Source organism: Desulfobulbaceae bacterium DB1 (genome assembly GCA_001914235.1).
Lineage (GTDB): Bacteria > Desulfobacterota > Desulfobulbia > Desulfobulbales > SURF-16 > DB1.
Map to the genome: position 1 here is coordinate 43,718 of MQUF01000021.1, position 12,134 is coordinate 55,851.

11 protein-coding genes are annotated in these 12,134 nt (G+C 57.8%); 6 read left to right on the top strand and 5 right to left on the bottom strand.

All coding sequences use genetic code 11. The annotated features are described in order from the left end of the window. Position 1: 1 nt before the first annotated feature. The 4 genes from BM485_15580 to BM485_15595 are packed head-to-tail and all read right to left on the bottom strand — an operon-like array spanning position 2 to position 3,718. Positions 2 to 466 (bottom strand): hypothetical protein, encoded by a 465-nt coding sequence (locus BM485_15580; GenBank protein ID OKY74037.1) that lies wholly within the window; start codon positions 464 to 466, stop codon positions 2 to 4. After that, positions 466 to 1,458 carry a hypothetical protein gene (locus BM485_15585; GenBank protein OKY74038.1) on the bottom strand — a complete coding sequence of 331 codons (993 nt, stop codon included), beginning with the start codon at positions 1,456 to 1,458 and terminating at the stop codon, positions 466 to 468. Before BM485_15585 ends, BM485_15580 begins: the two co-directional genes overlap by 1 nt. Positions 1,459 to 1,465: 7 nt before the next feature. Then, the gene (locus BM485_15590) at positions 1,466 to 2,443 is read right to left on the bottom strand and encodes a D-alanine--D-alanine ligase (protein ID OKY74039.1); all 978 of its coding nucleotides are present in this window, start codon (positions 2,441 to 2,443) and stop codon (positions 1,466 to 1,468) included. A 42-nt stretch (positions 2,444 to 2,485) separates the two neighbouring features. Continuing rightward, positions 2,486 to 3,718, bottom strand: a complete 1,233-nt coding sequence (locus tag BM485_15595; protein ID OKY74040.1) for a lysine 2,3-aminomutase — start codon at positions 3,716 to 3,718, stop codon at positions 2,486 to 2,488. A 353-nt stretch (positions 3,719 to 4,071) separates the two neighbouring features. On the opposite strand from BM485_15595, the gene BM485_15600 reads away from it, so the two are divergent. The 4 genes from BM485_15600 to BM485_15615 are packed head-to-tail and all read left to right on the top strand — an operon-like array spanning position 4,072 to position 7,742. Then, a complete protein-coding gene (locus tag BM485_15600; GenBank protein ID OKY74041.1) occupies positions 4,072 to 4,680 on the top strand; it encodes a TetR family transcriptional regulator in 609 nt (202 codons plus the stop codon). Beyond that, complete coding sequence (locus BM485_15605) at positions 4,677 to 5,828, top strand: efflux transporter periplasmic adaptor subunit (protein OKY74042.1); 1,152 nt, start codon at positions 4,677 to 4,679, stop codon at positions 5,826 to 5,828. Before BM485_15600 ends, BM485_15605 begins: the two co-directional genes overlap by 4 nt. Continuing rightward, positions 5,825 to 7,030 carry an ABC transporter permease gene (locus BM485_15610; GenBank protein ID OKY74043.1) on the top strand — a complete coding sequence of 402 codons (1,206 nt, stop codon included), beginning with the start codon at positions 5,825 to 5,827 and terminating at the stop codon, positions 7,028 to 7,030. The genes BM485_15605 and BM485_15610 overlap by 4 nt, the downstream gene beginning before the upstream one ends. 1 nt (position 7,031) lies before the next feature. Continuing rightward, on the top strand, positions 7,032 to 7,742 hold the full coding sequence (locus BM485_15615) for an ABC transporter (protein ID OKY74044.1): 711 nt from the start codon (positions 7,032 to 7,034) through the stop codon (positions 7,740 to 7,742). Between the two features lie 106 nt (positions 7,743 to 7,848). Here the strand turns inward: BM485_15615 and BM485_15620 are convergent, their stop codons facing one another. Then, on the bottom strand, positions 7,849 to 8,064 hold the full coding sequence (locus tag BM485_15620) for a hypothetical protein (protein OKY74045.1): 216 nt from the start codon (positions 8,062 to 8,064) through the stop codon (positions 7,849 to 7,851). A gap of 267 nt (positions 8,065 to 8,331) precedes the next feature. On the opposite strand from BM485_15620, the gene BM485_15625 reads away from it, so the two are divergent. Beyond that, the gene (locus BM485_15625; protein OKY74046.1) at positions 8,332 to 9,741 is read left to right on the top strand and encodes a hypothetical protein; all 1,410 of its coding nucleotides are present in this window, start codon (positions 8,332 to 8,334) and stop codon (positions 9,739 to 9,741) included. 47 nt (positions 9,742 to 9,788) lie between these two features. After that, complete coding sequence (locus BM485_15630; GenBank protein OKY74047.1) at positions 9,789 to 12,098, top strand: hypothetical protein; 2,310 nt, start codon at positions 9,789 to 9,791, stop codon at positions 12,096 to 12,098. Positions 12,099 to 12,134 lie beyond the last annotated feature (36 nt).

Sequence of the window (12,134 nt, forward strand, 5' to 3'; positions counted from 1 at the left end):
GTCAGATATCCTTGCTGTAAACTACTTTGTCGTCTCCTGCCCGGTAAAAATCAGGAAACACGCAGGCAACTTGGTAGCCGTTCCGTTCGTAAAAGGAACGGGCCCGGGCGTACCCGCTGGTGCCCGACGTATCAACATAGACGCGGGCGCCTTTGCCGAGCCTTTTTTCCATGGCCTGCATGAGGAGGGTGCCGACACCGCGGCGCGACATGTCGGGTGCGACGGCTATCCAGTAGAGATCCCAGCGCTTCACCGTAATCGGGATTTCACCGTAACAGATAAAACCGGCAAGGGAAGAGCCCCCGTCGCTTGCCACCAGGATATGGTAGCCGTTTTCAGCCGAGGCCAGCCCGTCATGAATGACTTCCCTGGCCAGTTCCTTTTCCGCCGGGGTAAAGTTGTCAATGGTTTCGATCAGGGTGAAAAGCGGGTGTCGATCGTTGCCGTCAGCGGCGCGGATGATCATCATTTTTTTGCTCGTATATGAAGGAATCCGACAAAATCGCGGACAATATCGGTGAAAGTCATCCTGCATTGACCGGCGGCGGCGACAAAACCGGCGTCAGGCGTGAGGCAGGGGTTGGCATTTGCTTCAAGGACATGGATCTTGCCCAGGTCATCCAATCGCAGGTCGATGCGGCCGTAATCGCGCAGCATGAAAAGTTTGTAGGCGCCGGCCGCCACCTTGCGCAGGTTACGTTCCAGCAGCGGCGGCAGCTTCTGGGGAAAGATTCTCCCGGTGTTCCGGTACTCAAAGGAATTTTCGTCCCATTTTGCCCGGTAACCGACAATCTTCTGCAGTTCGCCTGGGAATGCGGAAAAGTCGATCTCGGCCAGGGGCAGGATGTGGGGATGGGGATAGCCGAAGAGCGAGATGTTGAATTCCCGGCCGTCAATGAACCGTTCAAGCAGCAGGGGACCGTACTGCCGATAAAAAAGCGGCAGTTTTTCCTTGAGTTCCTTTTTCTTGAAAACAATGGAATCCTGGTCAATGCCGATGCTGGCATCCTCAAAACGGGGCTTGATGATGGCCGGCAGAGGGAAATCGGCCAGGGTCGTTACATCCTCCCCGTCATAGGTGAGAAAATCGGGGGTGGGGAAGCCGGCGGCGGCAAGCTGTCTTTTGGACAGCAGTTTGTCGGTGGAAAGCATCAGGGCAAGGGAGCCTGATCCGGTGAAGGGCAGGCCCAGCAGCTCAAACAGTGCCGCCGGGTGGCCGATCAGCCGGGCATCGTCGTCAACGCTTTCGCACAGGTTGAAAATCGCCTCTATTTTCTCCTGCCTGATCATTGCCAGAAAAGCATCAACATCGCGGTCAAAGGGGATGGCCAGGCAGTCTGTTTCAAGCTTCCGCAAGGAGCGTTCCACTGCCTCCACCTGCTGGAGCACATCCTGGGATGACTGCCAGTTCGCCTCGCCTGTGCGGGCGGGGCGATTGTAGACAATGGCGATTTTCATGGCGGGTTCAGCCCTTGATCCGCGTAAGCGCGGCACTGACAATGTCACTTATCAGCTGCTGGTAGCTCATGCCGAATTTTCCGGCAATGATGCACAGATCGGAATGTTCCGGATGCAGTCCGGCAATGGGGTTGATCTCAATGAAATTGGGCCGACCGAGTTTGTCCGAACGGAGATCCACCCGGCCGGAATCCCGGCAGTCGAGGCCGTGCCAGACTTGGAGAGCCACCCGTACCGCCTCCTGCGCCTCGGGATCATTCACGGCACGGTATTCAACCACCTCTTCGCATATTTCCTTGTTCCGATACGAATAAACATCCGGGTCGGAGTTTTCCAGCAGCACCACTTCAACAACCCCGATGGAGCGGGCTTCGGCGCCGTTGCCGACGATGCCCACCGTGAATTCCCGACCGGGCAGAAAGGTTTCCACCAGCACCGGCTGGCGGTAGGTGGCGAGCAGGTCGCGGCAGACGCTTTCCAGTTGATCCGCGGCGGCAATTTTCGATACCGGGGTCACCCCCTTGCCGGTCCCCTCGGCAACCGGCTTGGCGAAAAGCGGATAGGGCAGATTGACGCCGGCGATCTCCTCCACGCTGCGTACCAGGACGAAATCCGGGGTGGCGATGCCGAGATCGCGCACCAGTCGTTTGGTCGTTGCCTTGTGCAGGGTAACGCTCATCATCAGGGGATCGGAAAAGGTATAGGGAATGCGGTAGGCGTCGAGCAGGGCCGGCACAACCGCTTCCCGCCCGAAACCATACAGTCCTTCGGCTATGTTGAACACCAGATCCCAGCGCCGACCTGCGGCCAGGCTCTTGACCAGGCTGTCAAGATTGCCGATGCGGTCGGTTCGGTGGCCAAGTGCCCGCAGGGCGCCTTCAATGGCGTCGATGGTGTCGGGTCGGTCGAATTCGGCGGTTTCTTCCTCGCCGTAACCGGCGGCAAGGTAGTCGGCCCGCAGGTCATAGGTCATGCCAATATTCATTCTGTCCTCATGATAAATATAATGTGATGCGGCGCGTTGTTCTTACATGGCGTCCGGATAACGATAGATGTTCCCCTCATAGTTTTTGAGGAGAATATCGTTGCCCTCTCGGCCGAGGTATGTTTCCGGCAGCAGAGGGATCTTGCCTCCACCCCCGGGGGCATCGATGACATAGGTGGGAACGGCATAGCCCGTGGTGTGGCCGCGCAGGCCCTGGTAGATTTCCAGTCCCTTGGCCACGGATGTTCTGAAGTGGGCGGAGCCGATGATCGGATCACACTGATAAAGATAATACGGTTTGACGCGCATGCGCACCAGGCCCTGCATGAGTTTTTTCATGGTCGGCACGTCGTCGTTGATGCCGGCCAGCAGCACCGTCTGGCTGCCCAGCGGAATGCCGGCGTCGGCCAGTCGTTCACATGCCTTTTTCATTTCACGGGTTTGCTCGGACGGATGCATGGCATGGATGCTGATCCACAGCGGATGATAGCGGCGCAGCATGCGGGTGAGCGAACCGGTGATGCGCTGGGGCAGAACCGCCGGGGTTTTGGTGCCGATACGGATCATCTCGACATGACGGATGGCGCGCAGCCGTTTGAGCAGATATTCCAGGGTTTCGTCGGGCAGGGTGAGAGGGTCGCCGCCTGACAGCAGCACGTCGCGGATTTCATAATTGTTTTCGATATAGGCAAAGGCTTTTTCCCAGCGCTCCTTGCAGGCTGTTGTATTCTGTGATCGGCCCACCATGCGCGACCTGGTGCAGTAGCGGCAGTAATTGGAGCAATAGTCGGTAACCAGGAAGAGCACCCGGTCGGGATAGCGGTGCACCAGCCCGGGAACCGGCGTGTGGCTGTCCTCTCCGAGCGGATCATGGGCCTCGCCGCTTGAAACCAGCATTTCGGTGATCACGGGCACCACCGCCCGACGGATCGGATCCTGAGGATTGACCGGGGAAACAAGGCTGGCGTAATACGGGGTAATGGCAAAGGGCAGATTGGAGCCATGGCGTTGCAGGGCCTGGCGTTCACTGTCTGTCAGCTCAATGATTTTTTCCAGCTGCTCGCTTGTGGTGAAGCGGTTGCGCAGCTGCCAGCGCCAGTCGTTCCATTCGGCGATAGTCGTTGTTGGAAAGTGTCGGCTGCGGAAGGCTTTGGCGCGGGAAATGGCGGGGAATCGTGCCGGAACAGCAGAGGCAAAGGCGGGAGGGCAGATCGTGAGATGATGATTGCCTGGAGGTTCATCCTGTTCTTCAAGGGGGATGATTTTAAGGGACATTTTTTTCTCCTGCGAAAAAATTTTTCGTTATTTTCAGTAAACTGATGAACGGCTAAAAACGGTAAAAGAAATGTTCAAAAAAAAAGCATGCGCCTATTATATTCCGCCATGCTAAAAGTCAACAGAATATTAAAAACGCCTTGAAAAAAAATGATTTCCGGATGGCTTGGTACGCGCGCATGCGGGCCCGCCGGCTGTCGGAAGTGAAGAGGGTTTGTGCCCTTGCTCCGGCATCCGGCCGGCAGCAAAATCCGGGTTCTTTTTCGTCCATCCACATAATCCCTTGACAGAATCGGCAAAGATTATATTGTTAATGTGAGTAATCAATTACTATCTTTAAGGAGGAAGGTTGCATGAGCACCCATTTAAAGCATCTTCCGGCGGAGGAGCGCCGGGCGGTGACTGTCGAGACCGTGGTTGCGCTGGCCGCGGAGCAGAACCCCAGTGATATCACGACAGCCGCGATTGCCGGTCGCATGGGGCTGACCCAGGGCGCCCTGTTTCGACACTTTCCCAATAAAGCCGCGATTCTGCAGGCGGTGATGGAGTGGGTGGCTGAACGGCTGTTGTCCAGACTGGAAAAGTCTATCCAGGGGGCGCCGTCTCCGCTGGCAGCGCTGGAGGCCATGTTCATGGCGCATGTCGAGTTTGTCGGCGAGCATCCGGGCGTTCCCCGCATTCTGTTCGGCGAGCTGCAACGTCCTGAAAAGACCGCCTCCAAGGCCATAGTCCAGGGACTCATCCAGCGGTATGGCCGGCGACTGCACCGCGTGATCGAAGAAGGCAAGGCCCGGGAAGAGCTGGACCCTCACCTTGACACGGAAGCAGCCGTCATCCTCTTTATCGGAACAATCCAGGGACTGGTCATGCAGTCGCTGCTGGCCGGTGATGAAAACCGCATACGTCATGATGCGCCGAGGGTTTTTGCCGTCTATCTGCGCGGCATCAGGAGGACACCATGAAAAAATTTCCCTTTCAGAGCCGCACTCCGCTGCTGTTGGCGGTACTTGTCCCGCTGCTCGCGCTCTTCATCTATGTCGCCCTGCGCTCCGGGCCATTGGCGCCGATTCCGGTGACAGTCGTCACCATCGAGGAGCGGTCCATTGCTCCGGGGTTGTTCGGCATCGGCTCGGTTGCGTCTCGCTACACTTACAGGATCGGCCCGACCTTTGCCGGGCGGGTCGAAAGGCTGGATGTGCAGGTGGGCGACCTGGTAAAGGCGGGACAGCTCCTCGGCGCAATGGCCCCGGTTGATCTCGATGAGCGGATCCGGGCCCAGGAAGCCGCGCATAAGGGCGCCGAGGCGCAACTGCATGAAGCGCGGGAACGGCAGACCTATGCCCGGACGCAAGCCCGGCGCTATGAACAATTGCTGGCAGTGCACTCGGTAAGTGAGGAGATCGCGGCCACCAAAACGCATGAACTGCGGGTGGCTGAGGCTGGTCTGGCCGCGGCGCAGGAAGAACTCGTCCGTGTCCGTGCCGAGCAAGAGGCCCTGGTTGCGCAACGCGGTAATTTGGATCTCGTCGCCCCGGTGGACGGCCTTGTTGCCGCGCGCGACGCGGATCCCGGTACCACGGTGGTGGCCGGCCAGGCGGTGGTGGAGCTGATCGACCCGAACAGCTTGTGGATCAATGTGCATTTTGATCAGATTCATGCCCGCGGCCTGCAGCACGATCTGCCGGCGCAGATCGTGCTGCGTTCGCAGGCGGGCGAGGTGCGAGCGGGCCGCGTGCTGCGGGTGGAGCCAATGGCCGACGTCGTGACCGAGGAAACCCTGGCCAAGGTGGTATTCGATCAACTTCCCGAGCCGCGGCCACCTGTCGGTGAATTGGCCGAAGTGACTGTTCTTCTGCCGCCGCTTCCGGCAGCGCCGGTCATTCCGAATGGTGCCGTCCGGCAGGTTAACGGCAGCCTGGGCGTCTGGCAAATTATAAACAATGATCTGCGTTTTACGCCGGTTTCGTTGGGCCGTGGTGACCTGGAAGGGTCTGTGCAGGTGCGTGAAGGAATCAAGTCCGGCGACCGGGTGGTCGTCTACAGTGCAAATGCCTTGCAGGCGCGCAGCCGGATCAAGGTGGTTGATCACATTCCGGGGGTGAGTCGATGATCAGCCTGGCAGGACGGGACATCATGCATTCCTGGGGCAAGTTTGTCTTTACCGGCGTGGGGCTTGGGCTGTTGATCGGCGTTACCTTGTCCATGGCCGGCATTTACCGCGGCATGGTGGATGACGCCAAGGTATTGCTCGACAACAGCGGCGCCCAGCTCTGGGTGGTGCAGAAGGACACGCTCGGCCCCTATGCCGAATCATCGAGCATTCATGACGATGTCTGGCGCTCCATTCGCGCGATGCCCGGTGTGGCGCGGGCGGCCAACATCACCTATCTCACCATGCAGGTGCGGCAGGGCGAGCGTGACGTGCGCACCATGGTGACCGGTGTCACGGCGGGCGAACCGGGCACCCCCGGCTGGCCTACCTATCTTGTCGCGGGCCGGCAGATTACCCGGGGCCATTACGAGGCGGTTGCCGACATCGCCTCCGGCTTCAAGCTCGGCGATCACCTCCTGATTCGCCGCAACCAGTACACCGTGGTCGGCCTGACCCGGCGCATGGTTTCTTCCGGCGGTGACCCAATGGTGTTCATTCCGCTCAAGGATGCGCAGGAAGCCCAGTTTCTCAAGGATAATGACGCCATCCGCCAGCAACGTCGCCGCACCGCCGAAAATTCGGCTTTCAACCGGCCGGAAGTCCCCGGTTTGCTCGACGCCGTTGTCGCTTCGCAAAGCGCCAACCCCTACGTCAACGCTGTTCTGGTGCAGATTGAAGCGGGTCACACCCCGGAAGCGGTGGCGGAATCGATCCGCCGCTGGAAGCGTTTGACGGTTTATACCCGCAGCCAGATGGAAGAGATACTCGTCGGCAAGCTGATCGCCACTTCGGCCAGACAAATCGCCATGTTCCTGGTGATTCTGTCGGTGGTCAGCTCGGCCATTGTCGCCTTCATCATCTACACCCTGACCCTGGGGAAAATTCGTGAAATTGCCGTGCTTAAACTGATCGGCACCAAAAATCGAACCATTGTCGGACTGATCATGCAGCAGTCCATTGCCCTGGGTTTGATCGGGTTTGTGGTGGGCAAGATCACGGCCACCCTGCTGATGGCGCCGATTTTTCCCAAATATGTGCTGCTTGAACCGCTCGACTCGGTAATCGGTTTTGCCGCCGTGGTGGTGATCTGCGTGCTGTCGAGCATTATCGCCATTCATGCCGCGCTGAAGGTCGATCCGGCCGAGGCCATAGGAGGTTGACATGGTCGGCAAGGGGATTCTCATCGAAGGGTTGAAAAAACGCTACGGCAAAGGCGATACCGCCGTCGACGCCTTGAAAAACGTGGATATGCAGGTGGCTCCCGGCGAGGTGGTCGGTCTCATCGGGCCATCAGGGTCGGGCAAGAGCACGCTGCTCAAATCGCTGGGGGCGGTGATCGAGCCCACGGCCGGCCGGATGATTCTCGGCTCGGAGGTGATTTATGACAATGGCTGGCGGGTGACTGATTTGCGGGCGTTGCGGCGCGATAAAATCGGCTTTGTCTTCCAGGCCCCGTACCTCATCCCCTTCCTTGATGTCACCGATAACGTCGCCCTGCTGCCCATGCTGGCCGGCGTAGCAAACGGCGAAGCGCGCCGGCGGGCAACGGAGCTGCTGAAGGAGCTGGATGTGGAACATCGGGCCCGCGCCATGCCGTCGCAGCTCTCCGGCGGCGAACAGCAGCGCGTGGCCATTGCCCGAGGCCTGATCAATCGTCCGCCGGTGATTCTGGCCGACGAGCCCACCGCGCCGCTTGACAGCCAACGGGCGCTGGCGGTTATCCGGATTCTCAACGACATGGCCCGTCAGTATGAGACGGCCATCATTATCGTTACCCACGACGAAAAGATCATTCCGACCTTTAAGCGCATCTATCACATCCGCGACGGCGTCACTTACGAGGAAGCCGGTGAAGGACGTGATTTTTCCTGAAGTTCAAACGAATTGCTCAAAACAATGGAAAGATATCCCCGCCTTTGGACGGCAACAGGGCGGCTGCTCCATGCGGAACCGATTTCCGTCCTGTTGCCGCTCGGGGTTATTCTTCCACGCTGATTCCCTGTTTTTTCAGATCCTGCAGGACATTGTCGACCTGTTCTTTATTGCAGTCGTCGATGTGATAGACATTTTTCATGCCGTCGACAAAGTGCAGAATAAAATGGCCTTTGTCATCCACGCTCGCCTTGCGGATATGATCCTTGTCGAGCCACGGTTGCAATTCCTGCATAAAATCGTTCAAGCTGCAGCTTTTCATGAAGAGTCCTCCAAATGAAGTAAGATATCTGGGACGAATGCCTGGGCCTTTTCTTCTATCATACGCATCTGCGCGGATAATTTTAAGAATTTTTTCCAACAAGCGGTAAAAGGAAGAAGAAAACAGCTGATTTTGCTGTCAAAGAGTCGAGGGGGCACAGGACTTTCACTTGCTGAGGTGGTGTTTTTATCTTATCATCACATGTGTCTGCGTTTACACCTCGGGCTGCCTGCCCGACAAAACATTTTCCTTACAGCACCATACACCATGCGAAATTTCCTTGAGTGGCGGGTTATCCTCGATATCGCCCTGATTACTCTTCTGCTTTATTCGTTTTACCGCACTCTTCGTGCCACCGGCACCTGGAAGATTGCCCTCGGGCTCACCTTCACCGCCGGGGGTGCCCTGGTGGCCCGACTCCTCGGTCTGCAGGGTATTGAGTGGATTTTTTCCAATTTCAGCCAGATTGCCGTGCTGGCGCTGCTCATTATTTTCCAGCCGGAGATCCGGCGTATTCTTGAACGCACCTTTTCCATCGGCCATCATCGACGGATGGGAACCGAAACCAGGGCCGCGGAGATAGTCGATCAGTCGCTTTTTGATCTGGCCGAGCGGAGATGGGGGGCGCTGCTTGTCTTGCCGGGGGAAGTGCCGTTGCAGCAGTGGGTGACGGAAGGCGTCCGGATTGATGGGCTGGCCGGGGTTCAGCTGTTGCTCAGTCTTTTTGATCCCACGTCGCCCGGACATGACGGCGCCGCGATCATGGCCGAAAAGCGAATCAGTCGCTTCGGCGTTCATCTTCCCCTGTCCACCTCCAATCGCCTGTCAAAGGATCTGGGCACCAGACATCATGCGGCCATGGGGCTTGCCGAGAAAACGGATGCCCTGGTTTTTGCCGTCAGCGAGGAAAGGGGAGTGGTCACCGCCTTTCTTGATGGGGAAATGGTGAAGTTGAGCTCCAGAGGCGATGCGGCAAAGCTCATTCATGAGCATTACCGGCGGCTGGAGAGATTTGCCGGAAGTGTTGTCAGGAAAAAGAAGAATCCCCTGCTGGCCTTTGCTGAAATAGGAGTCAGTTTTTCCTTGGCCGTGCTGCTCTGGCTGACCTTGATTCAGTCCGGAACCGAGATCCGGGAGATGCTTTTCACCGTGCCGATCGAATACAACAAGGCGACAAAAAACATCGAGGTGATCGGTAAGCAGGAAGAGGCAAAGCTTCTCATGGAGGGTCCCCTGACGACTCTGCGGTCCATTGATCCTTACCAGTTGCGGGTTCAGGTGGATTTGTCCAGTCTTGGCCCCGGCCGCCACCAGATTGATCTGTCCGAGGCCAACATTGTTGTCCCCAATAAACTGCGGCTGCTTGACATTCAACCGCAGAACTTCAAGGTACAGCTCAAGCAGGTTGCGGCGCGAAACATCACCATCACCCCGCAGTTTATCGGCACGCTGCCCTCGGGTCACCGGATCAGCCGCATGGAAATCACGCCGACATCGATTACCGTTGAGAACGCCGCGCACATCGACACCCTGACCACGACGCCCATTTATCTGAGCGGCCTGGGAGAAAGCACCACGGTACAATGCCGGATCGTGGTGCCGGAGACGCTGCAGGAGCAGGAAAAAAAATGGCCCGATGTCGTCGTCAAACTGACCATTGTCAAAGATAAAAAATAGCGCTGATTCAGGCGTTGATGCATAAAGATGCAGGAGGAAAATATTTCATGAAGCGACCCCCTCTTCTTACCGAAGACGGATATCTTTTCCTTGATCCGGGTGCCGAGCCCACCATCGACGAGGAGCTCGGCGTTCCGAAACTGACCGGCTTCATGCGTCTGGAGGACACCAGTGACACGTTGCGCGGGGTGTTGGCTGACCTGATGAGCGAAGGGCAGCTCCGGGAGCGGTGTTGCCTGATCGGCCGCAGCGGCCACTCACAGATCGGACTCGATGTTGATTTCGGTGCGGGCGAACCGCGGATAGACACGCGTCTGCGGCGGATAGATCTGCCGGTGCAGCTCATGTCGCTTAATTCCCATATTCCCGACATGCTTTTTTCCGAAATCCGCGCCATTGTCGACAGCAACCTGCGGTTGACCATCGGCAGGCTTTTTATCCCCATGGAAAAGCCGTTGTCAGGTCCGGAAATAGCCGAGGCGCAGGAGATACATCAGCTGCTGCTGCCCCACCGGGCAAGCGTCAGCGCGGAGGGGGTAATCACCATTCCCCTGGAAAATATCAGTTATTTGCTGTCCACCGCCATTCTTACCGCGGGACAGAATGCCCAGATCGTTCTCCGCCAGTCCAAGGAGGGCTTGGGGCTTATCCAGTACCCCTCGCGCGCCGGGCTGCCGGAAATGCTGGAGGAGGGCGACTTTCTCTGCGGCGCCATCCGTATCTCCCTGGGGCCGTATAACGCCCTCATCGAACGGGAGCTGAGTGAGCCGGGGGTCTTCCATCTGGCCGCCCGTTTGCTTGATGCGGTGCGAACCAGCGGGCTCAATGTGCCCCGCCAGGTTGAGATTTTTAACGGCAGCGACAAGAAAGTTGCCACCGGGAGCCTGTTTCTCCGGCTGCGCCTTTTTTCCGCCGATCATGCAACCACACGAGTTGCGGCCAGGGTACTGACTCCCAGCCGGGCCGGGAAAATCATGCAGCAGGGGGTTGATTTTGCCGATGCCACCAATATTTTCGAGCAGGAGGTCTGCGACGTCCTTTTTGACGGCATCAGTTCCGATCCGGTGGAGCGCGGCATCTACGGCCGGATCCTGACCCGCAGCAAATGTATCGACATTCAGCGGGAGATGCTGGAAAACGAATGGCATGAAAGCGCCCAGAACAGGATTGTCTACGAAGTCATACGGGGCACCATAACGTCGGGTGTGCATCGCGGCCAGCAGATCAGCCCTGATCTGCGGGGTTTTGTCGAGAGTCTTGAGCTGGTGGGCGGCGGACAGAATCTGCACAAGGTTTTTGTGACCCATGAATTTCCGGTTACCGATACCCTGCGGGTGCTGAAACGCAACAACGTCGGAGTTTTTGTCGGTCGCAGCATCAGGTGCCGGGAAATCTCGTTGGTGGGGGACAAATGTTCCGTTCAGTCCGGCGGCAATATCTACTTTGGTCAGACCACCTATGAAACCTTCTGTGATCTCTCCGACCGGGAAGGCGCCCGTTTTTATATGATTTTCGGGGAAGGCGAAAGCCGCCATGTGCGGGAATTCCACCGCGGCTTCTGGATGACCAGGGAGGGCAAGGAGGACGTGGCGGATGTGCATACCATGATCGCCATGTTCGGTTCCCATGTGGAAGGGACGGACGAAGTGCTGACCGAACAGATCCATCGTTTTTTTCAGCAGCTGTCCACCGTGCCCGAAATCGGCGGCAAATTTGCCGTCTGCCACGGCAGCGGGCCGGGGGTAATGCGCATTGCCGACGAAGCGGCGGCGGAAAAGGGAATCCTGCGCATCGGCATCGGCATTGACAGCGAAAAGATCGGTCAACAGGCCAACCTGCGGCCCTCGATTCTGCTTAATTTCAATAATTCGGCCCGGCACATGCGGCAGAATATTCTTGACCGCACCTCGCTTTTTAAAATCTATAACATCGGCGGCATGGGCACCTTTGAGGAGCTGCTGATCGCCATTACCAATCTCAAGCTTTTTGAAAGCCTGCCCGCGCCCCATATCTTTGTCGATCCTTTCGGGCTCGGCGAAAACGGCACCCATCTCTGGCAGTCCACCCTGGCGCAACTGAAAACGGCGTCCAGCCCAAAAACCATCGGCAGCCACACCGTGCGGCTCGCTCCGGTCTGGGTTCCCAATTTCTGTCATGTGGTGAAGGACTATGACGGGGTGCTGGCGATCATCGCGGATTTTGCCCGAGATCCCGCCGCCTACTGGGAAAAGGCGGGCATTCCGGACAGCGACCTGCTGCTGGCTTTTGATAACGCCATCCGGGCCGGTGTGATTATTCCCCCTTACATGCAGGCGGCGGTAATCCGGAAGGGCCTCCTCATCGCAAAATCGGAGTAGCCCGTCTCGTGCTGCCGCGTATCGCAAGCTGCTCGG

Excerpts from the sequence above, each read along its gene's own strand:
- BM485_15610 (OKY74043.1), top strand. The coding sequence starts at position 5,825 with ATGATCAGCCTGGCAGGACGGGACATCATGCATTCCTGGGGCAAGTTT.
- BM485_15625 (OKY74046.1), top strand. The coding sequence starts at position 8,332 with ATGCGAAATTTCCTTGAGTGGCGGGTTATCCTCGATATCGCCCTGATT.
- BM485_15585 (OKY74038.1), bottom strand. The coding sequence starts at position 1,458 with ATGAAAATCGCCATTGTCTACAATCGCCCCGCCCGCACAGGCGAGGCG.
- BM485_15615 (OKY74044.1), top strand. The coding sequence starts at position 7,032 with ATGGTCGGCAAGGGGATTCTCATCGAAGGGTTGAAAAAACGCTACGGC.
- BM485_15580 (OKY74037.1), bottom strand. The coding sequence starts at position 466 with ATGATCATCCGCGCCGCTGACGGCAACGATCGACACCCGCTTTTCACC.
- BM485_15595 (OKY74040.1), bottom strand. The coding sequence starts at position 3,718 with ATGTCCCTTAAAATCATCCCCCTTGAAGAACAGGATGAACCTCCAGGC.
- BM485_15620 (OKY74045.1), bottom strand. The coding sequence starts at position 8,064 with ATGAAAAGCTGCAGCTTGAACGATTTTATGCAGGAATTGCAACCGTGG.
- BM485_15605 (OKY74042.1), top strand. The coding sequence starts at position 4,677 with ATGAAAAAATTTCCCTTTCAGAGCCGCACTCCGCTGCTGTTGGCGGTA.
- BM485_15630 (OKY74047.1), top strand. The coding sequence starts at position 9,789 with ATGAAGCGACCCCCTCTTCTTACCGAAGACGGATATCTTTTCCTTGAT.
- BM485_15590 (OKY74039.1), bottom strand. The coding sequence starts at position 2,443 with ATGAATATTGGCATGACCTATGACCTGCGGGCCGACTACCTTGCCGCC.
- BM485_15600 (OKY74041.1), top strand. The coding sequence starts at position 4,072 with ATGAGCACCCATTTAAAGCATCTTCCGGCGGAGGAGCGCCGGGCGGTG.